This is a genomic window from Comamonas sp. UBA7528 (assembly GCF_002479375.1).
Lineage (GTDB): Bacteria > Pseudomonadota > Gammaproteobacteria > Burkholderiales > Burkholderiaceae_C > Comamonas.
In genome coordinates this window covers 173,541-197,897 of the sequence record NZ_DLMU01000005.1, presented here as the reverse complement: position 1 = coordinate 197,897, position 24,357 = coordinate 173,541, and the positions used below count along the sequence as shown (strand labels likewise).

22 protein-coding genes are annotated in these 24,357 nt (G+C 63.2%); 12 read left to right on the top strand and 10 right to left on the bottom strand.

All coding sequences use genetic code 11. The annotated features are described in order from the left end of the window. Window positions 1-64 precede the first annotated feature (64 nt). Together B3349_RS06805 and B3349_RS06800 are read right to left on the bottom strand one after the other, a co-directional pair. Window positions 65-787, bottom strand: coding sequence for a hypothetical protein (locus tag B3349_RS06805; protein WP_291587514.1), 723 nt, complete (start codon window positions 785-787; stop codon window positions 65-67). Next, complete coding sequence (locus tag B3349_RS06800; protein WP_291587512.1) at window positions 784-1,527, bottom strand: DUF2167 domain-containing protein; 744 nt, start codon at window positions 1,525-1,527, stop codon at window positions 784-786. The genes B3349_RS06805 and B3349_RS06800 overlap by 4 nt, the downstream gene beginning before the upstream one ends. On the opposite strand from B3349_RS06800, the gene B3349_RS06795 reads away from it, so the two are divergent. Continuing rightward, entirely contained in the window at window positions 1,513-1,809 is a 297-nt protein-coding gene (locus tag B3349_RS06795; protein ID WP_291587510.1) for a hypothetical protein, read from the top strand. The genes B3349_RS06800 and B3349_RS06795 overlap by 15 nt on opposite strands. Here B3349_RS06795 and pelG read toward each other — a convergent pair. The 7 genes from pelG to B3349_RS06760 form a co-directional block, all read right to left on the bottom strand. Next, complete coding sequence (gene pelG, locus B3349_RS06790; RefSeq protein ID WP_291587508.1) at window positions 1,796-3,169, bottom strand: exopolysaccharide Pel transporter PelG; 1,374 nt, start codon at window positions 3,167-3,169, stop codon at window positions 1,796-1,798. The two genes, B3349_RS06795 and pelG, sit on opposite strands and share 14 nt — an antisense overlap. Further along, window positions 3,169-4,713 (bottom strand): GT4 family glycosyltransferase PelF, encoded by a 1,545-nt coding sequence (pelF, locus tag B3349_RS06785; protein WP_291587507.1) that lies wholly within the window; start codon window positions 4,711-4,713, stop codon window positions 3,169-3,171. The genes pelG and pelF overlap by 1 nt, the downstream gene beginning before the upstream one ends. Before the next feature lie 4 nt (window positions 4,714-4,717). After that, window positions 4,718-5,722, bottom strand: coding sequence for a tetratricopeptide repeat protein (locus tag B3349_RS06780; protein ID WP_291587505.1), 1,005 nt, complete (start codon window positions 5,720-5,722; stop codon window positions 4,718-4,720). Continuing rightward, a complete protein-coding gene (locus B3349_RS06775; RefSeq protein WP_291587503.1) occupies window positions 5,715-7,052 on the bottom strand; it encodes a PelD GGDEF domain-containing protein in 1,338 nt (445 codons plus the stop codon). The genes B3349_RS06780 and B3349_RS06775 overlap by 8 nt, the downstream gene beginning before the upstream one ends. Before the next feature lie 79 nt (window positions 7,053-7,131). After that, window positions 7,132-7,683, bottom strand: a complete 552-nt coding sequence (locus B3349_RS06770; RefSeq protein ID WP_066540435.1) for a penicillin-binding protein activator LpoB — start codon at window positions 7,681-7,683, stop codon at window positions 7,132-7,134. A 29-nt stretch (window positions 7,684-7,712) separates the two neighbouring features. Next, window positions 7,713-11,543, bottom strand: coding sequence for a tetratricopeptide repeat protein (locus B3349_RS06765; protein ID WP_291587500.1), 3,831 nt, complete (start codon window positions 11,541-11,543; stop codon window positions 7,713-7,715). Then, entirely contained in the window at window positions 11,503-14,310 is a 2,808-nt protein-coding gene (locus B3349_RS06760; protein ID WP_291587924.1) for a bifunctional glycoside hydrolase/polysaccharide deacetylase family protein, read from the bottom strand. The genes B3349_RS06765 and B3349_RS06760 overlap by 41 nt, the downstream gene beginning before the upstream one ends. 197 nt (window positions 14,311-14,507) lie before the next feature. On the opposite strand from B3349_RS06760, the gene galE reads away from it, so the two are divergent. The 10 genes from galE to tatC all read left to right on the top strand — a co-directional run bounded on the left by galE (window position 14,508) and on the right by tatC (window position 21,090). After that, entirely contained in the window at window positions 14,508-15,542 is a 1,035-nt protein-coding gene (gene galE / locus B3349_RS06755) for a UDP-glucose 4-epimerase GalE (protein ID WP_291587498.1), read from the top strand. Between the two features lie 144 nt (window positions 15,543-15,686). Continuing rightward, window positions 15,687-16,487: an imidazole glycerol phosphate synthase subunit HisF gene (hisF, locus tag B3349_RS06750; protein ID WP_291587497.1), complete on the top strand. Its 801-nt coding sequence runs from the start codon at window positions 15,687-15,689 to the stop codon at window positions 16,485-16,487. Window positions 16,488-16,597: 110 nt separating this feature from the next. Next, window positions 16,598-16,987, top strand: a complete 390-nt coding sequence (gene hisI / locus B3349_RS06745) for a phosphoribosyl-AMP cyclohydrolase (protein WP_280012336.1) — start codon at window positions 16,598-16,600, stop codon at window positions 16,985-16,987. 8 nt (window positions 16,988-16,995) lie between these two features. After that, complete coding sequence (locus B3349_RS06740; RefSeq protein WP_066540855.1) at window positions 16,996-17,394, top strand: phosphoribosyl-ATP diphosphatase; 399 nt, start codon at window positions 16,996-16,998, stop codon at window positions 17,392-17,394. Next, the gene (locus B3349_RS06735) at window positions 17,391-17,783 is read left to right on the top strand and encodes a DUF4870 family protein (protein WP_192334732.1); all 393 of its coding nucleotides are present in this window, start codon (window positions 17,391-17,393) and stop codon (window positions 17,781-17,783) included. The genes B3349_RS06740 and B3349_RS06735 overlap by 4 nt, the downstream gene beginning before the upstream one ends. 31 nt (window positions 17,784-17,814) lie before the next feature. Further along, the gene (locus B3349_RS06730) at window positions 17,815-18,855 is read left to right on the top strand and encodes a patatin-like phospholipase family protein (protein ID WP_291587491.1); all 1,041 of its coding nucleotides are present in this window, start codon (window positions 17,815-17,817) and stop codon (window positions 18,853-18,855) included. 49 nt (window positions 18,856-18,904) lie between these two features. Beyond that, a complete protein-coding gene (locus tag B3349_RS06725) occupies window positions 18,905-19,279 on the top strand; it encodes a histidine triad nucleotide-binding protein (protein WP_291587489.1) in 375 nt (124 codons plus the stop codon). Window positions 19,280-19,410: 131 nt separating this feature from the next. After that, window positions 19,411-19,662 (top strand): Sec-independent protein translocase subunit TatA, encoded by a 252-nt coding sequence (gene tatA / locus B3349_RS06720; RefSeq protein ID WP_272970902.1) that lies wholly within the window; start codon window positions 19,411-19,413, stop codon window positions 19,660-19,662. Between the two features lie 21 nt (window positions 19,663-19,683). Further along, window positions 19,684-20,169 (top strand): Sec-independent protein translocase protein TatB, encoded by a 486-nt coding sequence (gene tatB, locus B3349_RS06715; protein ID WP_291587484.1) that lies wholly within the window; start codon window positions 19,684-19,686, stop codon window positions 20,167-20,169. A gap of 114 nt (window positions 20,170-20,283) precedes the next feature. Then, complete coding sequence (tatC, locus tag B3349_RS06710; protein WP_291587482.1) at window positions 20,284-21,090, top strand: twin-arginine translocase subunit TatC; 807 nt, start codon at window positions 20,284-20,286, stop codon at window positions 21,088-21,090. A gap of 335 nt (window positions 21,091-21,425) precedes the next feature. Here the strand turns inward: tatC and B3349_RS06705 are convergent, their stop codons facing one another. Then, on the bottom strand, window positions 21,426-22,577 hold the full coding sequence (locus B3349_RS06705) for a trypsin-like peptidase domain-containing protein (RefSeq protein ID WP_291587480.1): 1,152 nt from the start codon (window positions 22,575-22,577) through the stop codon (window positions 21,426-21,428). Between the two features lie 359 nt (window positions 22,578-22,936). Between B3349_RS06705 and B3349_RS06700 the strand changes: the two genes are divergently transcribed. Continuing rightward, window positions 22,937-24,265 carry an MFS transporter gene (locus B3349_RS06700; RefSeq protein ID WP_291587478.1) on the top strand — a complete coding sequence of 443 codons (1,329 nt, stop codon included), beginning with the start codon at window positions 22,937-22,939 and terminating at the stop codon, window positions 24,263-24,265. Window positions 24,266-24,357 lie beyond the last annotated feature (92 nt).

Below are 24,357 nucleotides of genomic sequence, written 5' to 3'. Positions count from 1 at the left end.
CCAGGCTTGCGCGCTACGCCCCAGACCACGGGGCCTAGTGGAGGCCCGGCCCCTGTCTGCTGGGCTAGCGCTTCTGCATGCCCTGCAGACGGTTTTTTGATGCCACCAACCGGGCAAGGCTTTCCTTGGAGTCCGTGGCTTCGATCTCGGCATCCATGCAGGCGATCAGCTCCGCTTGCACACGCTCCCACTGCGCGGCATCTACCAGCTGAAAGGCGCTGTCCACGAAGTTGGCCTGCAGCCGTCTGGCCAGAGATAGCTTGCGGACGATGTTGATCGTGAATGGCGGACACAGCAGACACTCCAGGAACAACGACCAGGCATTTTGCGTGCTGACGCCAAGGTGCTTCTGGTGTCTGTACATCAGCATGCCGGCCCCAACGGGGATCAGGTAGATCAGGGCCAGGCAGGCCAGCAATGCGGGATCGCTGCGAAAGAAACAGTAGGTGATGGGGGTGATGACGAACAGGGCCAGTGCCATGCCGTAGGCTGGCAGGCCAAACCATCCATACAGTGATTTTTCTTTCTGCCACTCCACCGAGGCGGCTTGCGACATGCTTTCCGGCTGCCAGTGCAGTCTGAAAATGGGGCGATGGGGGAGAAGAAGATTGGGGATGAAAAGCTTTTTGCGCAGCAAAACCAATCCCCTGTGATGGGTTTGGGCGGTCCAGTTTTTCCAGGAGGGTGTGATCACGCCCTCATTGGAAAAAAGCAGGACACTGGAATCATAGATATAAAAAAGCACAGCCAGAATAAGCAGCTGTGCCTCCAGGGGAACCAGGTTCATTGCTTCTTCTTGAAGATGCTCGCAATGCCTGCCAAGGCCGCAATGACCGCAGCGACAATCACTTTCCAGAAAGCGGCGGCAGCGCCTGCAATCGCTGCCCAGAATCCTTTCTTGGTGGCCACGGCGGCGGCTCCACCCAGAATCAAACCCGTGAGTCCGTATCCGGCGACCTTGTCACCTGGCAAGAACTCGGCATAGGTTTTGCCCGGGTTGTAGGAAAAACCAGCCAGTGCCTGCTTGAAGCTGGTGATGTTCTGGTCCAGCATATCGTGATCTGCGACCAGAATGGCATTCATGAAACCTTCCCGACCCAGAATCCGGCTGGTGTAATTGACATTCTTCTGTCCGGAATCTGAATGCAGCTGTATGCCCCATTCCAGCTGTTTGGTCTTTTCATCGTAATGCGGCGGGATGACCCAGCCATCGGTATAGATGGCTTCCATCTTGAGACTTTTTCGTGCCTCGTTACTGGAAATATCTCCTTCTTTAATGGCCTTCATCAGAGCGTCGGAGTCAATCTTGTCATCGTCCGTGATGTATCCCGTGTCCGCAAATTCGAGAATGGCAAACCAGTCCAGGTTGTCGGGGGCAAGGGTGTAATTGTTGTCGTGCGGGGGATTGCCATTGAGTTCCAGGAATTTACGGGTGTTGGCTGCATCCAGGAATGCATGATTTTTCGGAATCTCAATCGACGCATTGCTGCCGATGCTTGCCTTGGACGGGCCATGCTGCCATTTCAAATTGACAATTTCCTGGTATCTTTTCTCGGCCTCGGTGGGTTGCGGGGCTGGACCTTGGGCGAATGCCAGAGTTGGAAGCAGCCAGAGAAGCAGCAAAAAACTTTTCATGATACGGAAAGCCTTGTTGTGTTTGGAGTGAATGTGCGGCTTGAAAAAGCCTTTGCAGTTTCCTGCAAAGGCATGAGTTTTTGCAACCGTTCATTCACCAGCCTGTCGGCTCAAAAAGCACACTTGGGGAGCGCGGCTTGCTGGAAAAGCGTTTTGCGGCTTATTGCAGCATGAAGGTTTTATATTCCAGCCGCCCGATTTCGCGGGACAGCAGGTGCAAGCCGGTACACAGCGTGATCAGCATGGCGCCCGCAAAGCCGTAGCCATAGAAGGCCGCTCCCAGTTCCAGTGACAGCGCCGTGAGCAGAATGTTCAGCACCAGCAGCTCCACGCAAAGCCAGACCACGATGCGGCGTTCATCCAGGTAGAAAAACACGTTCAGTACGGCCATCAGCCCCACCTGCAGCGCAGCCCCCACCACCTGCACATGCAGCAGGGGAAGGTAGAGCTCGGAAATGCCCAGCAGGCGCAGCACGGCAGGGCCGGCGACAAAGGTCACCAGCACGGCGAGGGTCTGGATCTTGGCGATTTCGCTCAGGCCGCTCTGGATGGCATACGCCATTTCGTCGCGCATGGTGTCGATTTCTTCCAGGGAGCCACCATGGCGCACGGCGGTGAAGAATTTGTCGTAGTACTCCACAAAGTCGGTCTCGATGCGGACCAGGAACACGGCCATGCCGGGGATGATGGAGAGGTAGGACAGGAACACCGGAATGTCGTAGATCAGTGACGCGCGCAGCCCGCCAATGATCACCTGGGAGGTGTCGGGATAGGCCCAGAACATCAGCTTGTCGGCCCAGATGCCCAGGTTGTAGAGAAAGCCGGTCAGCACCAGGGTGCCGTACAGCGATTTCGGCTGCAGAAAATCAAAGGCAATCAGGCGGCGATGGGGGTTGAACTCTCTGAGCACCAGTACCCACATGCCGCAAAACAGCAGCAGATGCCCGATCACAAAGCTGCCCAGCAGACCTTCCAGGCCGTAATAGCGCAGCACCAGGGAGATCAGCACAATCAGGGTGTAGCTCACCGCAAACAGCACGGTGATGGCCTTGTAGCGTTTCATGCCGGACAGCAGCACCGTCAGAATCCAGATGCCGCACAGCAAGGCGAATCCCGACAGCATCAGCATGCGGTAGAGCATGCTTTGCCCGGACAGCAGCGTGAAGCAGGCCGCTATCCCAATGAGGCATGCACTGCCCAGCACCAGTAGCAGCAGTCCATGGAGATTGGGCAGCACCATTTCCGCGCGCTTCTCGAACAGACGGTCGGAGATGAAGCGGGTGAAGGCCAGCTGGGCCAGGCCGGTCCAGATCAGACTGAACGCCACCAGGTAGGTGACCGACGTCTGGAACTGGGTCACCAGAAACGGCGGAGCGACCAGGCCCACGCTGAGCAGACCCATCAGCAAAATGCCGACGATGGAAAACACCCAGGGGCCGGAGCCGATCACGCTGGCATAGGCGTAGGTCTGTACCAGACTGAGCAGGGTGTTTTTGCGCAGCAGGCGGCGCAGTTCAAAACCGATACCGGCCATCAGCGTGCCTCCTTTCGGGATGCCAGGGCATCCTCATAGATCTTGCGGTAGCTGTCGAACATGCGGGTGTCGGTGTAGAACCGTTCCACGCGGGCGACAGCGCTTCGGCTGGCCGCTTGCCAGGCGGCGGTGTCGGTGAGCAGCTCCAGCATGGCGTCGGCCAGGCTCCGCGGGGAGGCAATGCCGATGACACGCCCGCTGGGGCCCAGGGCCTTGTCTTCGCCATCCAGCCCTTCCACCAGTTGGCGGCAGGACCCCACATCGGTGGTGACCACCGGAATGCCGGCGGCATAGGCCTCCAGCACCACCAGTGGCAATGCTTCGCTGATGGAGGAAAGCACCAGGATGCCGGCCTGGGGCAGGATGTCTGCGGTCTTCTGGAAGCCCAGGAATTTCACCTGTTGCTGCAGGCCCAGGCTTTCGGCCAGATCGCGGCATTCCTGGGCATAGAGTTCGTCTTCGTCGGTAGGCCCGACGATCCAGGCCTGGGCCTCTGGATGCTGGTTGACGACTCGGCGCATGGCGCGGATCAGGGTCTTGATGTCCTTGATGGGGACGACCCGTCCCAGCAGGCAGATTACGGGGGGAACGGGGGCGCCTTCCGGCCGCCGGCCGGCTGCAAACTGGGCAATGCGAATCCCGTTGGGAATGCTGAGCGTGCGTTCCTCCGGGGCGCCATCATGGATCTGACGCTGCCGGTTGGTCTCGTACAGGGCGACGATGGGGTTGGCCGCTGCGTAGCAATAGCGTCCCATCCATTCAAACAGGCTGATCCACATCTTGCGGAAGTGGGAGACTTCGCTGGCGTTGCGCTGGAAGATGTTGCGGTTGTCGCGGATCCAGTCGCTCTTGAGCAGGTCGATCTGCCGTTCCTTGGTGTAGATACCGTGCTCGGACAGCACGAAAGGAATGCCGCGGGTGTCATGGACCATGGCGCCCAGAAAGCCGGCATAGCCCGTGGAGGCACTGTGCACCATGCGCACCGGCAGCATGGACTGGGCCACCCGGGCCATGATCCACAAGGGCTGGAACATGATGCGCACGGTCCAGAAATAGTCCACGAACGAGGGGTCGGTGCAATAGTCTTCGTAGCTCTGGCGGATCAGCTCCCATGCGCCTTCGCTGTAGAGAAAATCATCCAGCGGGATCTGTCCGCCGGGCATGATTTCCTTGGTGACCGTGCGGATGGCGTCGACGACCTCGTCCGTGGAGGCCATTCCGGTGGCGTGGCGGCCCAGTGCATCGATCAGCACCTGGGCCTTGGCAAAGGCCTGGGAATGGCCTGCGCGGGCGGATGGAATGAAATTCGCCTGGAGGTGCTCATAGAGATAGTGCTCTTCGATGTGCACCACGTTCGAGGGCAGCTGGTAGCGCAGGCCTGCATAGTCATCGGCGCGGCTGCCGATGAAGATCAGCGCAAAGCGGTATTGCGGATAGGCCTGGACCATCTGGTGGATCCAGCTGGCCACGCCGCCGCTGACATAGGGGTAGGTGCCCTCGAGCAGGAGCGCAATGTCGGCCTCTGTGGCTTTGGGCAACGTCATCGGTTCAGCTCCAGTAATCAATCACGGGCCGCAGTTTGGGCAGGGCGTTGTGCTGCGCGATGCCTTGCATCATGGAACGCACCTGCACGAAATCACGCTGTGCGTAGCGGATCTGCGCCTGGTAGGGAATGACCTGGGTCGCCGGCATGCCCAGCTCCAGGGCCCGGGCATAGCACTGTTCGGCTTCCTGCTGGCGATCCATGGCGTGCAGCAGACGGCCGCGGCGCAGCACCAGCGGTGGTTCGTCGGGTTGCTGGCGCAGCACCATGTCGCAGTAGCGCAGCGACTCCTGCACGGCGAAGTCGTGCATATCGTCCGAGGCCAGCTCCTGGTACAGCAGTTCCCAGTACAGATCGGAAAGACGGTGTGCCGCTACCAGCCCTCGGGGTGAAAGCACAGCAGGCGCAGAGGCTTCTTGCTTGAGGACCTGCAGCTCTTCATGGATGGCGCGGGAGAGCTTTTGCTCCATGCGGTCCAGCATGCCGTAGGCCAGCAGACGCAGATCGTCACTGGGGTCGTCCAGCACGTCGCGCAGCAAGGGGGAGGCGATCCGCCCTTTGACATGGTTGAGCGTGACCAAGGCCTTGAAGCGCAGCTTGGTGGGCGCCTCGCGGTTGGACAGCAGCGACCGGATGCCCGAGGTCTGCGCGGTGCCTGGCAGGTGCTGGTGCTGGTCGAACTCGGGCAGCACCACGGACGAAAAATCCTCCGTCGGATCGCGCGAAGGGTAGACGCGGATGGTCAGCACCGCCAGGAAGGCCAGCACAAAACCCATGACAGGAATGACAAAGCAGAAGCACGCGATCAGGCTGACGACGGCCCAGCGGGGCTGGGTATGCTTGCCCAGCAGCAGCGGCAGCATGCTGAAAGCCAGCACGGCAGAGGCCAGGGCATGCAGCGCGAGGTAGCCCCAGAGTGCCGCATCCGAGCTTTGGGTCAGAAAGCCGGAGAACGTCCAGCTGGAGATTTCCAGCAGCAGTGCGACGAAAGCCAGTTTGAAGTTAGCCATGGCGCAGGCCTTCGATGCGTTGCAGCAGCTCCTGCGAGGTGTGCTGCTCCAGCAGGAGCACATGCGGAAAGATACCTGCTTCCATCAAGGAGATGTGCTGCTTGCTGCTGAGCGCCCATTGCTCCAGTCGCTGCAGAAAACCTTCGGCAGTGGCCGTGGTGCCCAAGGGCATCAGGATGGCGACCACCTGTTTGCCCGCCTGCGGCTCCGTCAGCCAGACTTCGTCCAGCATGCGCTTCATGCGCACCACCTGCTGGGGTACGTTGCGCGCAATGGCTTCCTGGGAGAACTCCAGGGCCAGCACCACGCTGCTGATGCCGGAGGATTGCTGCATGTGGGACAGGCGCTGCAGTTCCATGGCAAAGCTGTCGGGGCAGTCCGGGAACTGCGTGAGCACGGGCTTGGTCAGTTCGTGGGCGGACAGACCATCGGTGTAGTAGCTCAGCAGCAGGTTGATCACCTGCAGGTTCTCGGTCTGCAGCGCGAAGAACGGCATCTCCCTGACCACCAGCAGGGCGTAGAGATCGCCCTGCAGATCCAGCAGCGGCGCGGCCACCAGGTAGCGGCTGGTCTGGCCTTCGGCGGTGGATTCCACCACATGGCAGAGCCTGCGCATTTCCATCGCCTGGCGCACCAGGGCATCCTGCGTGTCCACGCTGTCCACGCTGTCCACGCTGTCCGGGCTTCCGATGTGCGCAATGGCATGGGGTTGCAGCTGCTCGTCTGTCACCGCATGCAGGCTGGCATCGGTGATCTGGCAGTACTGGGACAGCAGTTGCAGCAGCCTCTGGGTGGCATCGGCGGAGTCCGCGCTGGCATGCAGTTTCAGCAAGGCGTCGCGCATGGACATGGGCCGCCCGATCAGCTCCTGCTCCAGCCGGTCATGCGAGAGGCGCAGCAGGTAATACTGCCGCACCAGATGCTCCAGGCGCTGGTCCAGGTAGTGCTGTACCGATTCCGCGCGGCGGGTCTTGGCGCGCCATTGGCTGGCCACTTCACCCACCACCATGATAGTGATCAGCCCTCCCAGGAAGTACAGCTGGGGAAAGTCTTGCCACTGGCCCCGGTGAAAGTAAAACCAGGCGGCCAGCAAGATGGTCGAGGAGCCCAGCCCGGCCAGGGCACCATAGCGCAGGGCGATGATGATGGGGGCCAGCCAGGACCACGGGAACTCGGTGTTGACCCACAGCGGATTGGCGGGGGAGAACCACAGGCCCAGCAGCAGAAACAGCAGGGGGAGGATCACCACTTCACCGATCAGCACGCTGGTGCGCGTGCTGGGCAAAGCCAACTTGCCCAGGGGCGAGTTGGGGACCAAAGACGCCTGCAAAGGCCCTGGCTCCATTGACTGTCGGCGCGGCTCCATACTGGTGCTCCCTGGTTGCATGCGTGTTGTGCGGTGAGGAGGGTTAACGTACGTTGCCCAGACCGGAATCCAGCAGGCCGCGGATGAGCTTCTGGCCTACCGCAGACAGCGCTTCGCGGCTCCAGCCACTTTTCCCGCCGGCGCCGGTCCACAAGGTGGCGCCGGTTTTGACATCGATGATGCGCAGGGTCACGCCCGCGGCAGGCTCGCCATCGACCCCGACCTTGTAGCGCCACTCGTCGACGGCACCGGTCAGCGCATAGGCCACGCCCTGATCCCGTGCCCAGCCCAGGCCGCTGTCGCCGCCGGCACCGCCGGGCACGCCAAACAGCGGGTCCTGCTGGGCGGGGCCGGCATAGCGTTTGACCTCTCCCACGCCCCGGGCATGCAGCAGGGCGGCCGCAATGGCTTCGGCACGCTGTCCTGCCATGGGCGTCTCGGTGTGGTTCTCAAATGGCAGCACGGCCCAGCTGGCCTGGCGTTGCAGCGCCGGCGTGGAGCCGCGGTCGGTGGTGGAGCAGCCGGCCAGGGCACTGGCCAGTGCAAGACCTGCCAGGGTGGTGGCTGCAAGTGAGCGATGTGGGCGTGCGGTCATGGAAGTTCCCCTCGTGTGATGGCGTGGTGTCAGAAATGCCGGCGGTAGCTGACCTGCAGCTCACGCGTATGGCCGGTTGTCAAAGGACTGGACTTGGAAAAATTGAAGCCGACGCTGAGATGGTCCTGGCCCAGTACGCTGCCAGCCAGACCCACACTCAGGCCATAACCGGAGCCTTCGCGGCTGTGGCGTGTCAATGCCAGGCTGGCGAAGGGCCGGACGGCCCGGGTGTACTCTTCCATGAAGCGTTGATTGGTCGAGATCACCACGCCGTAGTACTGGAAGCTTTCCGGCAGCAGGTAGTTGGCTGGAATGGATGCAGGGGAGTCTGGCAGATAGCGCAGGATGTTCAGCTGGCGGCCTGACAGGCTCTGCAGATTGCGTTCGCTGAAATTGAAGTTGGACCAGAAGGCTCCGACATCCACACTGGGCGTTCCCCCGCGCAATGCATGCATGTACTGCAGTGTGGTGGTGTGGCCGCGGCCGATGTCGGCGCCCGTTTGCAGGTGGTAGCGGTCGCGGAAATGCTCCAGGCTGACGGTGTCCAGGCGTGTGGGCTGGTAGGTCAGCCCCACCCCCAGGCGGTCTTTCATGCCGCCCAGTCGCATGGCCGTGGTTTCTTCGGTCGGCAGCTGGCGGGCCGCCTCCAGGCGCAGGCGCAGGCGGTTGTCGATGCGCTGCTCCCACTGCAGCTGCAGGGGGTGGTAGGTGTCCAGACTCTCCCTGCGGCCGGCACGGAAGCTGGCCGAGCTGTTGCCGTTCTTCCAGCGCAGGTAGGCATCGATGCCGCGTTCGTCGTCCACAGCAGCCAGCTGGGAGCGGTCCCGGATGCTGCGCTGTGTGCGGCTGGCATCCAGGTCCACGGACCAGCGCGGGTTGAGGGCCCAGCGCAGGCGCGCCGTGGTCTGCTCTTCGGACAGTTCGTTGAGGCGCCGGCTGGCGTGCTGGATGCCGGCGTGGTCGCTGAAGGACAGCAAGGTATCCACCAACTGCTGGTTCAGCTGGTCGTCGTCGGGCTGGAAGGTCTGGGCTTCGAAGGCATCGCTCTGGGCGCGGCGCATGTCGCCCACCAGCACGGCGGCATTGATACGGTCATAGCGTGGGAGAGCGTCTTCATGCCGCTCCAGCAACTGGCCTGCCAGGGCCCGGTCGTCATTGGCCAGCGCCGTGGTGATCTCGGCCCACAAGGGAAGGTTGGCCGAGCGCTGCCGGCTGTAGCGTTCCCACAGGTGTGCACGCACCGCCTGGTACTCACCGGCTTCCTGGTACCAGCTGATGAGGGTTTCCGTCGCAGCCTCGGACAGCCGGGTTTTTTCTTGGCGGTCCAGGCGCAGGATCTCGCGCATGGCTGCCGTTCCGGTATCCCCGGGGCGCTGGGTCATCATGAGCCGATTGCGTGCCATGCGCCGCACGGCATCGTCCCCCGTGGCCTGCAGCCATTGCACCAGCTCGGCGCGCTGGGACGTGCCAGGACGCGGGCGGGATGCCCATTCCTTCTCCAGAAGCTGGCGGCGCAGGCGCCAGGCCTGGTCTGCCTGCTGGTTCTGCTCCAGGGCATCGGCATAGCCCATCAGCCACAGGAAGTCGTTGGCACGCTCTTGCACATGGGGCTGGAGGTACTGCGTGATGGCCACCTGGGGCAGCGACAGGGCCTGGTAGGCTGACGCCAGGGCATCGTGCATCGCCGGATCGTGCTTCCATTGCGCTTCATGCGTGGCGAGCAGCTGTTTCAGCGTATCCGTGTCGTTGCTGTCGATCGCCAGCCACAGCAGGGATTGGCGCAGGTCGATCGAGTCGGGAAACGCCTTCAGACCGGTCTGGTAGATGGCGCGTGCCTGCTCAGGCCGTTGCATGCCTTGGTAGTAGTGGCCCAGCAGGCTGAAATACAGCGGGTCGCTGCGCAGTTGCTGCACCGTGGCCGGCTCCAGACCGGAGGACAGCGAGTTCACGAGGGGCGTGGCTGACGCCCAATCCTGCTGCTGTCCATGCAGCATCAGGGCCTGCACGAAGTGTCGCGGCGCATGGTGCTTGTCCCAGGCCGTGCGCGACAGCGCCGCGGCTTCACGCATCTGGCCTTGCTGGCGCAGCAGGTCAATGAGGGCGTCGTAGTCTTCGGGGGTAGACGTCGGGTTGCGCAGCAGGCTCTGGTAGGCCGTTGCCGCCTCGCCGGTGGCGTTCTGGCGGCTGGCCAGTTCGGCGTACAGGCGCAGAAAGTCTGCCGCAGCCTCGGGGTCTGATGGCAACGGGCCCGATGCACCGCGCAACCACGCCAGCCCCTTGGCCCCTTGGCCGAGTCGCAAGGCCAGCACCGCGGCTTTCATGGCCCGCGCATGCGTGATGGTCTGGGGCTGCTGAAACAGGCTTTCCCACTGGCGCAGGGCTTTTTCGTCTTCGCCGGTGTGCTCGTACATGCTGGCCAGCGTCTCGCTTTGCTCGGGCGTGCGCTGTGGCAGGCTCTGGAGCAGGGCGATGGCTTGCTCCGGCTGGCCAATGCGCTCGTAGTTGCTGACCATTTCCGCAATCAGGCGCTTGTCGCCCGGTGCGCGGCGCAGCTGGTACTGCAGTCCATCGGTCAGGGCCTGGTACTCCAGCAGGCCGGGCGCCAGGCGCAGCACCTGCTGCCAGGCGGCATCCTCGTTGGTTTGCTTGGCGATGATGTGCCACTGCGTCAGGGCTTCCTGCGGGCGGTTGCTCCACTCCGCGACCTGCGCCAGGCGGCGGCGCCATGTGATGTTGCTGGGTGCCTGCTGCACCGCGGCTTTGGCCACGCGCAAGGCATCTTCCAGGTTGCGGTTTTCCAGGAAGACGGTGTAGCCCAGCTCATAGGTCTTGTCATCGAACGCCAGTTTCGGCGCAGGCCGGTCTGCTGTGGCCCGAAACGCCGGGTGGCGCGCCGGCCCTTCGTCATCCCAGAAAACCTGCGGCGGCAGCGGCCGTGCTGGCGTGCCGGATGCCCACTGTGCAGACCGTTCTGCCGGGTAGAGCTGTTCCAGCAGGGTGAGCTGCAGCAGCATCTTGGCGTAGCGCTGGGCCACTTCCGGGCGGCCTGCCGCGCGCGCAATATCGATCAGCTGGCGCAGAACGGCAGGATCGGCGGTGTACGCCGCCAGCTCCTTCTCTGCCAACGCCAATGCCTGTGCCGTGTGGTTGCCCGATTGCAGGACGGCCACAGCGCCTTGCAGATAGATTTTTTTCTGCGCCTCGGTATTGGTGCTGGCCTGGCTGGCCTCCAGATACCAGCGGGATGCCACGTCATACATGCCGTTGCCGAGTGCCGCCTTGGCGGCAATTTCCAGCACCTGTGGTGCATCGCTGGCGGATGCGCGCTGGAGCAGGATGTCAAAGCTGCGCCGTGCCAGATCGGCGTCCTGCATGGCCAAGGCGGCCTGCCCGGTGTAGAGCAGTTGGGCTTCGTTCAGCGCACCGAGCGGCAGCAGCTGTTGTTTGCGCACGGCATCCAGGCGTTGCGCTTCGCGTTGCGGTGTCTTGGCCGCTGTTTGCTGGAACTGGTGGTAGCTGGCTTCCCAGTCTTTCCACGCATCCTGTTGCGCCTGCTGCAGCGCTGTGGGTGGCGTGGTTTGGACTGCCAGTTGCTGTTGGTTTTTCTCTTTTTCGATGCGCTGCAGCAAGGCTTGCAGTTGCGCATTGTCCGGTTCGCTGCGCAGGAGATTGCGCAGATAGGACTCCGTCAGTTCAACGTTTCCGTGGGTGGCCTGCAGCCGCTGCTCCAGGTCATCGCGGGGATAGAGGACCCACAAGGCGCTGCCCACCAACCCTGCCAGCAGCAGGATCAGCCAGATGGGCGCGACCTTGGGTCGCTCAACGGCGGGCGCATTGCGCTTGGATGAGTGCTGCTGCATGTGACAGTCGGAAGCGTTGAACGGAGGTGCCGGCCATGGGGGTGACGGACGACGGAGTGGCTACGCGGTCATTGATGCGCACCTGGCATGTACGCGGCAGCACCAGGCTGAAATCCAGCGGTGCATGGCCCTCGAGGCGGAACTGCACCTGATCGGGTTGTGCATTCCACTCGGTGAGGCGGGCATTGGCTTCCGAGAGGGCGATGGGTGCGGACGGCGCATCCGCAGCGGTGCGCAGCAGGGCGGAGCTGCCGGTCAGGTGCACATAGGTATTGGCATCGGCGGTTTTGCTGCCGGCAATGCCTTCGCTGTGCGCCAGATCCACTGCACCCCAGGATTGGGGGATGCGCACGGTGCGCAGATCGCCGCGGCTGCGGATGCGCCAGCCCTCCCCATCACGCGCCAGTGCCATGGCATAGAAATCGTGCACCTTGCGGATGTACTCCGAAGCGAACACCGGGTGCAAGGGCTGCTTCATGGCCCAGCCATACACCTGGTGCAGCGCGGTCAGACTGGCTGGCTTGCTGGCGGAATAGGTGTGGTAGTAAATGTCCACAGCCTTGAGCCGGCGCGGCGTTTCCGTCATGGAGAAGGTTTCGATGACCCGCTCGAAGCCGTAGAACGGACCCCGCCAGAGGTTGGTGTAGAGGTTCTCGTTGGTGATGGGGGCGTAGACCTGCAGATTGCCTTTCTTGAAGATGCCGTGGCTTCTGACGGCTGTCAGCGATGCGCGGCTGCGGGTGATGAAGGTGTCCCCGCCGTTCATGTTCAGCAGACCGTTCTTGGCCACGATCTCCAGCGCATCGGCGCCAGGGGAGGTATCGCCTGACCACAGCAGGATGTTGACGGGCTTGCCTCCGGCCAGACGGTCGCGGATGTACTGCACCGAGCCCACGATTTCGCGCTCCAGGTCGATCTCATAGCCGGGAATTCCCAGATTGATCGCGGCTTCATGGTTGTGCTCGAACAAGCCATGGCGTACCGAGGGGTCCCAGAGATAGGGGTGCGAGTAGCTGTGGCTGGCAATTTCCACGTGGGGCAGCGCGAAGATGCGTTTGGCAATGTCCTCCAGCTGCGCGCTGAACTGTGGATAGATACCCTGTGGCGACACTTCCGCTTCAATGACGGAGACGGTGTGCGGGATGCGGTACTTCTGCAGGATGTCGGTCAGTAGCCAGTCGGCCGCAAAGCGGTTGCCCGGCATTTCCGCCTTGGAGGGAAATGCGTCGCCATCGATGTGGGCGAAAAGCAGGCGGCGTCCGTTTTCGGTGGTGACATCGGGCGCCGGCAGGGGTGTCAGGCGCAGCGCCTGCTGCAGAAAGGCAAAGGGATTCAGGGCCCAGCGTGAGTCCTCCGTGCCGGGCACATCCTGTATGACATAGGGGGTGTGCATGAACCCGCCCCATGCCGTGACGGCTCCGGCCGTGTAGCTTTGCCCCTTGCTGTCCTTGAGCGTCAGCAGCGCGCGCGCATTGGGGGCGGAGGGGGCGAGCAGCACGTCCTGGGGGGTGCGGTCGGCCGGGAAGTCGCGGATTTCAAAGCCGACCATGGCATCTTGCTGCGAGATCTGCAGCAATCCCGTGGAAGGCTCCTTGGTCTGCAGACCCAGTAGTCGGCTCCAGGTGGGCGTGAGGTCGAAGCCGAACTGTCCCATGGCGGCCCAGGGGAGTTGCTGCTGCACGACCTGGTACAGCCAGCGCTGCAGGGCGGGCTGGGACGCACTGGCCACATCGCCGCCCAGCCAGGTCACCACCCCTGCGTAACGGTCTCCATACAGGTTGGGCGGCAGCGGTTGGCGAACATCGAAGTACTCCGAGATGTAGCCCAGATAGTTGGTGGGCATGTCCAGGAACCGGTGCACATCGGAATAGTTGGGGGCCGGGTACTCGTCGCTGCTGTAGAGGACGGCAATGCGGCGCGGCACAAACTCCACACTGCCGATGCCGATGGTGTTGAGCTGCTGGTCCGTGACCCAGGGGGTGAATCCCAGGTCCTTGATCTGGCGGGCGGTTTCACGCGTCTTGGCGCGGTCCTGGGGTGGTACGTAGTCAATCACCAGCACGGGGATGCCCAGCTGATCACGCGTGTTCTGCAGCTGCTGCAGCAGCCATTCACGGTCTTTGGCACTGACCGGGGTGTACTGCTTGCTTTGGGCATTCCAGCCTTGGAACAGTGATTCCGCCGCCACCATCTGGACCTTGTCCTTGACGCGCGGCAGCACGTCAAAGCCGCGGTTCAGAATCAGCCGGATGCCGGGAAAGCGGCGGTGGAGTTCTTCCAGCACCGCGACGACACCGTCTTGCTGCTGCTGTTCATCGAAGCGGGCCGCCAGACGGTAGGAGTCCAGGGTGTCCAGAAAGAAACCCCGAAAGCCCCGTTCCCACAACGGTGCGATCACCTGCTCGGCAAAGAAGCGGGGCCATTCCGGCTGGCTCTGGTCCACCAGCACCGAATCCCAGTCGGCGTTGCGGCCCAGGCGCCACTGCGCCGGAATGCGCTGGAAGTAGCTGCGGGTGGGGTGGACCTCGGTCAGGGCCGCGTAGGCATAGAGCTGACTGTCCTGGCTGCGGTAGGTGGACGGGCTGTAGCCATGGTCGGCATCCACCACCACGATGTCGAATACCTTCAGGTCCTCCAGCGGGGCTTGTGCACCGTAGTGCAGCGCCACGGAGGGCGCGGCCTTGGAAGGGGCGGAAGGAGCGGGAAAAGCGGCTGCTGCCAGGCCCATGCTCAGTGCCATCACGCAGAATCGAACCAGGTTCAACACGTAAGCCACCTCCCCAGGTTTTATAGATCTTCGCTATTAATTTCTCACTCTGATTGCCTGCCGGTCGCTGTGCGTCGGAGAAGGCTGTTACATGCGCGCAATGGACCTTGTCTTCCGTTATGGTTGATTGAAGCCGTGCAACTTGAAAAGTGCAATGGTTGGGCGACGTACGTACATTTGCACAAGGAGGAATAAATTTGATTCTCATTACTGGTGGCGCTGGATTCATTGGCTCACATACCTGCGTAGCGCTCGCGGCCTGCGGTGAGCCGTTTCTGATACTGGATCATTTCGGCAACAGCCGACGGTCGGTACTGGAACGCATGGGGCGCATCAGCGGGAGGGTTCCACAGTGCATCGAAGGCGATATCCGCGATGCCGGGTTGCTGCGGCGGATCTTTGCGCAGCACCCGATCACCGAGGTGATCCACTTTGCGGCGCTCAAGTCGGTGGGCGAGTCGGTGCGCGAACCTCTGCGCTATTACGACAACAACATTGCCGGTACCGTGACCCTGCTGCAGGCCATGCGCGCGGCGAATGTCCGCAGCATGGTGTTTTCCTCGTCGGCCACGGTGTATGGCGACCCCGCCTCGCTGCCCATCCGCGAGGACTTTCCGTTGTCCGCCACCAACCCCTATGGCCAGACCAAGCTGATGATGGAACAGGTGCTGGCCGATACGTCCGCCTCCGAGCCCGGGCAGTGGCGCATTGCGCGGTTGCGCTACTTCAACCCGGTCGGGGCGCATGAAAGCGGCCTGATCGGTGAAGACCCGCAGGACGTGCCCAACAACCTGGTGCCTTATGTGGCCCAGGTGGCGGCCGGTCAGCGCCCTTGCCTGAGCGTGTTCGGCAATGACTACCCCACGCCCGATGGCACGGGGACGCGCGACTACATCCATGTGATGGACCTGGCGGCAGGCCATGTGGCGGCCTTGCGCTATCTGCGCCAGAACACGGGACTGCTGACCGTGAACCTGGGTACCGGCCGTCCGGTGTCGGTGCTGGAGATGGTGCGCAGCTTTGAAAAAGCCAGCGGCCGTCCCGTGCCCTATGCGGTGGTGGCGCGCCGCCCGGGCGATGTGGCGCAGTGCTGGGCCGACCCCGGTCTGGCCGAGCGGCTGCTGGGTTGGAAGGCCGAACTGGATGTCGATCGCATGTGTGCCGATGCCTGGCGTTGGCAGAACGGCGTGGCACGCAGCTTGCTGGAAGAAAGTGCCCTGGCGGCGCACTGAGCGCCGGCTGTGGCAGAGGGGCGGATGCTCGCGTGGGCCGCAGTGCCATGCCTGGGCGCTGGAAAGCATGACCAGGCCGATGGGCGGCGGTACGCGTGGTATCTTGTGACCCTTTTCCAACCCGCCATACGCTTTTCAGTCCCTATGCTCGCCAAACGCATCATCCCCTGCCTGGACGTGACCGGTGGTCGTGTCGTCAAAGGCGTTAATTTTCAGGAGTTGCGGGATGCCGGCGATCCGGTGGAAATCGCGGCGCGCTACAACGCCCAGGGCGCGGACGAGCTGACGTTTCTGGACATCACCGCCACCAGCGACGGGCGTGATCTGATCCTGCCCATCATCGAGTCCGTGGCTTCCCAGGTGTTCATTCCTTTGACAGTGGGCGGCGGCGTGCGCACGGTAGACGATGTGCGCCGCCTACTCAACGCCGGCGCGGACAAGACCAGCTTCAATTCCGCCGCCATTGCGAACCCTGCCACCATCAACGCCTGCAGCGACAAATATGGCGCGCAGTGCATCGTGGTGGCGATTGATGCCAAGCGCCGTACGCCCGAAGACGAGCAGCGCATCGGCCCCGGCGGCACGGCCATGGGCCCCGGCTGGGATGTCTACAGCCACGGTGGCCGCAAGAACGTAGGCCTGGATGTGGTGCGTTGGGCGGCGGAAATGGCGCAACGCGGCGCCGGCGAGATTTTGCTGACCAGCATGGACAAGGACGGCACCAAGAGCGGCTTCGATCTGCAGCTGACCCGTGCAGTGGCCGATGCCGTGGGCGTGCCGGTCATCGCCTCGGGTGGGGTGGGCAATCTGGACCACCTGGCCGACGGCGTGCAGCAAGGTGGCGCCGATGCGGTGCTGGCGGCCAGCATCTTCCACTACGGGGAGTACACGGTGCAGCAGGCCAAGGAGCGCATGCGCGAGCGCGGCATTCCGGTGCGTCTGTAAAAGATTTTCAACATGCGGGCTGCAGGTGCTTTGGCCGCGCAGTCCCCGGGTTTTGTCTTCAAAATGGCAGCCAGGGCGGACCTGGCCGCCAGGCTATCAGGGAATTGCCAATGAACTGGCTTGACGAAGTGAAGTGGGACGACCAAGGCCTGGTGCCTGTGATCGCCCAGGAAAAAGGCTCGGGCGATGTGCTCATGTTCGCCTGGATGAACCGCGAAGCCCTGCAAAAGACGGCCGAACTGGGCCGCGCGGTCTATTTCAGCCGCTCGCGCGGCAAGCTGTGGTTCAAGGGCGAAGAATCCGGCCATGTGCAGACCGTGCACGAGATGCGCATCGACTGCGACAACGATGTGGTGCTGCTGCAGGTCACCCAGCTGGGGCATGAACCCGGCATCGCCTGCCACACCGGCCGCCACAGCTGTTTTTTCAGCATTTACAAGGACGGGGCCTGGGTTGCCAGCGATCCGGTCTTGAAAGACCCCGAATCCATCTACAAGTGAAGTGCACCATGTCTGAATCCTCTCCCAGCGCATCGGTGGAAGGCGGCCTGGCCCGTCTGGCCGCCGTGATCGAAAGCCGCAAGGTCGCCAACGGCGGCGACCCCGAGAAAAGCTATGTCGCCCGCCTGCTGCACAAGGGCCCGGATGCTTTTCTGAAGAAGATTGGCGAAGAGGCCACCGAAGTGGTGATGGCCGCCAAGGATGTGGACCATGGCGGCGACAAAGGCAAAATCCTCTACGAGGTTGCGGATTTGTGGTTCCACTCCATGATTGCGCTGTCGCACTATGGGTTGACCCCTGCCGACGTGGTGGCCGAGCTGGAACGCCGTGAAGGCACCAGCGGTCTGGAAGAAAAAGCATTGCGCAAAGCCAAGGAAAGGGCCGCGCAGGAAGGAGCTGCCGAGTGAACAACGACATCGTCGACGTCCACGCCGTGGACCAGGCCACCCTCGATGGGCTGAAGGCCTGGGGCTGGGTCAGTTACGTGCTGCACCTGATCGTGGCGGTCACCGCCGTGCTGCCGGGCACACAGGCCTCGGTGGCGCTGCTGATCGTGGCGCTGGTCATCGATCTAGTCAAACGCTCGGCCGCCAAAGGCACCTGGCACGAATCGCACTTTGAATGGCGCATCCGCAGCGTGATCTGGAGCGGGGTGCTGTATGTGCTCACCGCCCCGCTGTGGCTGTTGTTCCTGATCCCCGGTTGGATTGCCTGGGCGCTGATCTCGCTGTGGTTTCTCTACCGCATTGTGCGCGGCATGCTGGCCATGAGCCGGCAAGAGCCCTTGCCCGCCTGATTCTTTCTTTTTCAGCACTGCTACACCGCCCATGGCCGCACGCCAAGCCAGCGCTCCCACCTGTCTGAACCTGGCCTTGCAGGGTGGCGGCTCCCATGGGGCTTTCACCTGGGGGGTGCTGGATGCCCTGCTGGAGGACGGCGGTTTTGGCTTTCCCGGTGTCAGCGGCACCAGCGCCGGTGCCATGAATGCGGCGGCCCTGGTCAACGGGTTTGCCAGTGCGGCACTGGAATTCCCGGACGACGCCGAACGCCGCCATACCGAGGGCTGCGTCCGTGCCCGCGAGAGCCTGAAGGCCTTGTGGGACGGGGTTGGAACCATGGGCAGTCTGATGTGGGGCGTGCCGGCCGCCCACCAGGCGCTGATGGGCATGATGACCCAGTGGCTGTCGCCCTACCAAACCAACCCGCTGGACTTCAACCCGCTGCGCAGCCAACTGGAGCGGGTGGTGGATTTCGCGGCGCTGCAGCGCGCCGCCGGCCTGAAAGGCGTGCCCCAGGCCTTTGTCTGTGCCACCAATGTGCGCACCGGCCGGGGCAAGATCTTCAAAGGCGCGGAAATCACGGCCGATGCGGTGATGGCATCGGCCTGCCTGCCGCAGATGTTCCGTGCGGTGGAAATCGACGGCGAGCATTACTGGGACGGCGGCTATTCCGGCAACCCGGCGCTGTACCCGCTGATCTACGACACGCAGTGCAGCGACATGCTGCTGGTGCAGATCAACCCCATCGAACATGCCGACCTGCCCAATACCGCCGCCGAAATCATGGAACGCATGAACGAAGTCACGTTCAACGCGGGCCTGCTGGGGGAGCTGCGCGCGATTGATTTCGTGCGCCGCCTGCTGGCCGAAGGCCGGCTGGATGCCAGCCGCTACAAGAGCGTGCTGCTGCACCGCATCGACGGCGGCGCGGCGCTGGCGGAATTCGGTGCGGCCAGCAAGACGCGCGCCGACAGCAGCTTTTTGCGCAAGCTGTTTGCGCTGGGCCGTGCCGAGGGCGAACGCTGGATCACCGCCCACCGCGACGATGTGGGTGTGCGCCAGACGCTGCAGATCGTCGACAATCCCTGAGTTTGTGAACCCTTGCCCGAGCCAACCGGCCGGGCGCCTTGCCTGAGCCATGACCGCTACCCACCACGACCACGATCCGAATTGCATCTTCTGCAAGATCATTGCAGGGCAGATTCCCTCGCGCAAGGTGTACGAGGATGAAGACGTCTTCGCCTTCCACGACATCCAGCCCTGGGCCCCGGTGCACTTCTTGCTGGTGCCCAAGAAGCACATTGTCTCCATGGCCCATCTGACCGCCGAAGACGCACCGCTGATGGGGCAGCTCATGGCACTGGTGCCCCGGCTGGCCCAGGAACAGGGCTGCAACCCCTATCCGGAAGGCGGCTTCCGCGTGGTGATCAACACGGGCGCCGAAGGGGGGCAGGAAGTGCACCACCTGCATGTGCATGTGATCGGCGGCCCCCGTCCCTGGAAAAAGGGCTGAGGCATCAGCTGATCTGACCCTTATTACTGGCCGCAGCCATACCCCTAATGCCGCGATAGCCCTAAGGCTTGGTCGAGCAATGAGGCATGGCGGGCCGTCTACAATGAAACGCATTCGTTAGGAGAATATTCATGGGCTCGTTATCCCTTTGGCACTGGCTGATCGTGCTGCTCATCGTGGTTCTGGTGTTCGGCACCAAGAAGCTCAAGAACATTGGCAACGACCTGGGCGGTGCCGTCAAGGGCTTCAAGGATGGCATGAAGGAAGGCGGTGTCGGTCCGGCTGCGGACGCCAGCAAGACCGAGGCCCCTGCAGGCCAGGTCACCGCCACCACCACGGCCGACAAGGCCACCATCGACGTCGAAGCCAAGCAAAAGAGCTGAGCGGCGTGAAGGTGTGCGCACATGATTGATATCGGCCTGTCGAAAATGGCGTTGATCGGTGCGGTGGCCCTGGTGGTCATCGGTCCCGAGAAACTGCCGCGCGTGGCCCGCACCGTGGGCACGTTGCTGGGCAAGGCACAGCGTTATGTGTCGGACGTCAAGGCCGAGGTCAACCGCTCCATGGAGCTCGATGAGCTGCGCAAGATGAAGGAGACCGTGGAAACCGCCGCACGCGACGTGGAAAAGTCGGTGCACGAAACCTCCTCCAGCCTGGAAAAGGACTGGCGCGAGGCCACCGACTTCGACGGCGACAGCGGCAGCGACAGCCCGGGCACCGCCTATGACAGCTACAGCACCGTCACCCCGGTGTACAAGCACCCGGGCAAGAACTTCCGCCTCAAGCGGGGGGCCGTGCCCCAGTGGTACAAGGCCCGCTCCCGCGTGCGCACCAAGGTGCAGTCGGGGGCGGCGCGTGTGGCGCGGTTCCGGCCGAAGCGCTTTCACTGACACAGCGCAGGCATTGCCTGCAGGGCCGGCAACCCCCTAGGTGGTGACCGGCCCGTTTTCGTTTCAGGGCATCGGGCCTGCATGGCAGGCGATGTCCGGTACATTTCCCCCACCATGTCCGAAAAACCTTCCCGCGAAGACGAAATGGCCGGCACCGAGCAGCCCTTTGTGCAGCACCTGATGGAGCTGCGCGACCGCCTGCTGTACTGCATCTACGGCATTGCCCTGGCGGTCGCGGTCCTGGCCATCTGGCCCGGTCCCAACGGGCTGATCGATTTCATCGCCCACCCCATCAAGATGCACATGCCGCCCGATGCGAAGCTGATTGCGGTGGGCGTGTTCTCGCCGTTCTTTGTGCCGCTGAAGGTGCTGATGATGGTGGCCGTGCTGGCCGTGCTGCCATGGATCATGTACCAGCTGTGGGCCTTCGTCGCCCCGGGCCTGTACAGCCATGAAAAGAAGTTTGCCCTGCCGCTGATCATCTTTGGCAGCTTCCTGGCTTATGTGGGCATCGCTTTTGTGCAGTTCTTCGTGCTGGACAAGATGTTCGCCTTCATCCAGGGTTTCACGCCCGAGAGCGTGGCCGCCACACCGGACATCGCCTCCTATGTCGAAGCCATCCTGTCGCTGTATCTGGCATTCGGTCTGGCTTTCCAGGTGCCCATCGTGGTGATGCTGCTGGTGCGCTTTGGCGTGGTGGACATCGACAAGCTCAAGAGCTTCCGCGGCTACTTCATCGTGCTGTCCTTCGTGATTGCCGCCGTAGTCACGCCGCCGGACGTGATTTCGCAACTGGCGCTGGCCATTCCCATGTGCGTTCTGTATGAGGTGGGCATCATCGGCGCGCGCTGGTTCAAGAAGGCTGCGCCCGATTCCGAGCCCGAGGAAGAGGGCAAGACCTCGGTGGACAGCCACAGCTGATGTCTGGTGCGGCAGGCCGCACCTGCTCCAATCCCTGAAGCCCGGCGCAGACCGATCTGCCCGGGCTTTTTTGTGCCCGGCGGTCGTGTGCAAAGGGCCGCACCGTAGCCGCCTTCATGCAGGCCCGTTGAAGGCATGGTCCACGGGGTCAGGGCGGAGGGAGCGCCGCCGCCTGCAGACCGGGGTTGCCGCCATGGACGGCGCGCGCACTGACTGCGTGCCGCTGCACAGGGGCTGTGGGGACATGCCGGTCCGGCACCGGCACAAAAAAGCCCGGCCAAGGGGCCGGGCGGGTGGTGTGCGATGGCGCTGCTGGCGGACTGCCAGCAGGCACCTCAACGCCGGTTCACCTGTTGCGGCGGGCTGGGGCGCACGCCCGGAGTGATTTGCAAGGTGGTGCTGCCGTCGGCGCGCTGCACGGTGAAAGGCGCCGCCGTGCCGGGCGGCAGCGCGGCGACGTTGGTCATCAGCTCAGCCACATTGCGCACCGGCTTGCCGGCCACTTCGGTGATCACATCGCCTGGGCGCATACCGCCCAGGGCGGCCGGGCCGTTGTGCAGCACACCGGTGATGATGATGCCCTGCCCGGCCTTTACCCCGAAGGTCTCGGCCAGTTCGGGCGACAGCTCATTGGGCTCCACGCCAATCCAGCCGCGCGTGACCTTGCCTTCCTTGACGATGCCGTCCAGCACCAGCTTGGCGGTTGAGACGGGGATGGCAAAGCCGATGCCCAGGCTGCCGCCGGAGCGCGAATAGATGGCCGTGTTGATGCCCAGCAGATTGCCGTTGATGTCCACCAGCGCGCCGCCGGAGTTGCCGGGGTTGATGGCCGCATCCGTCTGGATGAAGTTCTCGAAGGTGTTGATGCCCAACTGGTTGCGTCCCAGCGCACTGACGATGCCGCTGGTTACGGTCTGGCCCACGCCGAAGGGGTTGCCGATGGCCAGCACGGTGTCGCCCACGGCGGCCTGGTCGGAATTGCCCAGCACGATGACCGGCAGCTTGTCCAGTTCCACTTTCAGCACGGCCAGGTCGGTCTCCGGGTCGGTGCCGATGATGCGGGCCTTGGCGCGGCGGCTGTCGGAGAGGGTGACTTCGATCTCGTCCGCACCGGACACCACGTGGTTGTTGGTCAGGATGTAGCCATCGGGGCTGATGATCACGCCGCTGCCCAGGCCCGCCTGCTCCTGCGTGCCGGCCTGGTCACCGAAGAAGAACTGGAACCAGGGATCGTTGGCGCGCGGATTGGGGATGGACTTGCTGGTGTTGATGCTGACCACCGCCGGCATGGCCTGCTTCGCTGCGGCGCTGAGGCTGCCGGGAACGGGCTCCGGGCGCGGCTCGGACGGGGCTTCGAGCAGGGAGATGCCGGCGCGGCTCACGGTGGCGCCGCTGCGCAGCCAGCTGGGTTGCAGCGTGGCCACAATGAAATAGGCCGCCAGCAGCACGGTGACCGCTTGCGAGAACAAAAGCCAGTAACGCTTCATACAGAGGTGATCAGAGGGTGGGTGAGGGCGTCGATGCCGCCCAGAAACCTGAGCGTACGTCGATTTGCGCCAGGCCGCAGCGATTGTGCGCCATCGCGGCTGGGAATGGCTGACTTCGCCGTCCGTGTGGGTGCGGGGTTAATGTCGGCAGGGCGTCAGTTACATAGTGTTAACCCTAGAATATTTGCTCGACTGCGCCACGCCGCGTTCACTCTCCGTCCCGCACACCCGCGAGGCGGGGAGATGGTTCAAGCCTCCCCATCCAGAAGTCTTGCAGAACGGTCCGCCACCGCATGTTCACCCCTGCCGTGGCACCCACCGCGCTGTCTGGCCGAATAGATTTCTGGAAAGACGCTCCTATGAGTAAGACTGCCAATGCACGCGCCCACCAAGTGGCGGGCGGTGCGCACCATCGTCCTTTGAATCGTGAGGACTACAAGACACTGAGCCTGTCCGCGCTGGGCGGCACGCTGGAGTTCTACGACTTCGTCGTGTTCGTGTTCTTTGCGAACGTCCTCGGTTCGCTGTTCTTCCCGCCCGAGCTGCCGGACTGGATGCGCCAGCTGCAGACGCTGGGCATTTTTGCGGCCGGCTACCTGGCCCGGCCTCTGGGCGGCATCATCATTGCCCACTATGGCGACAAGATCGGCCGCAAGAAGATGTTCACGCTGTCCATCTTCCTGATGGCCGTGCCCACCCTGGTCATCGGTCTGCTTCCCACCTACGCCTCCATCGGCATTGCCGCGCCGCTGCTGCTGCTGCTGATGCGCGTGTTGCAAGGCGCTGCCATCGGCGGTGAAATGCCCGGTGCCTGGGTGTTCGTGGCCGAGCATTCGCCCGCCAAGAACTATGGCCTGGCCATTGGCACGCTGACCTCCGGCATCACCGGCGGCATTTTCCTGGGCTCCATCTTTGCGGTGTGGCTCAACAGCACCTACAGCCAGGAAGAGATCCACGACTGGGCCTGGCGCCTGCCGTTCATCCTGGGCGGGGTGTTTGGTCTGGTGTCGGTGTACCTGCGCAAGTTCCTGCAGGAAACCCCGCTGTTCCAGGACATGCAAAAGCGCAAGGCGGCCGATGCCGAGCTGCCCATCAAGACCATCCTGCGTGACCACCGTGAAGCCTGCTGGCTGGTGGCACTGATGACCTGGGTGCTGTCCACGGCCATCGTGGTGGTGATTCTGTTCACGCCCTCCTACCTGCAGAAGGTGTTCCACATCCTGCCCGCCGATGCCATGAAGGCCAATGCGGTGGCCACGGTCACGTTGACCATCGGTTGCGTGTTCTGGGGCTGGCTGAGCGACAAGATCGGCACCCGCTGGACCATGGTGCTGGGCTGGGGCGGCATGACGCTGACGACCTACTTCTTCTACCTGAACCTGCCCGGCCAGGACACCCTGGTGCTGCGCTATGGGCTGGTGGGCTTCTTCGTGGGCGCCATTTCGCTGCTGCCGGTGGTGGGCGTGCGTGCTTTTCCGGTGGCTGTGCGCTTTACCGGCCTGTCCTTTGCCTACAACATGGCGTATGCCGTGTTCGGTGGCCTGACACCGATGCTGGTGTCCATCTGGCAGCAAGCCGACATCATGGCACCGGCCCACTACGTGGCCGCCATGGGGGTGCTGGGTGCAGCCCTCGGCTTCTGGAAGCTGGCCTGCTATGGCTGGCAGCCCAAGGTGGCCAAGACCTGAGTCCGTTTTTCCTCTCCAAGGTCAGGGCAGCTGCGGCTGCCCTTTTTTGTGCCTGCGATGTGCCTGTGAAGTGCTTGTGAATTGAGGGGCCG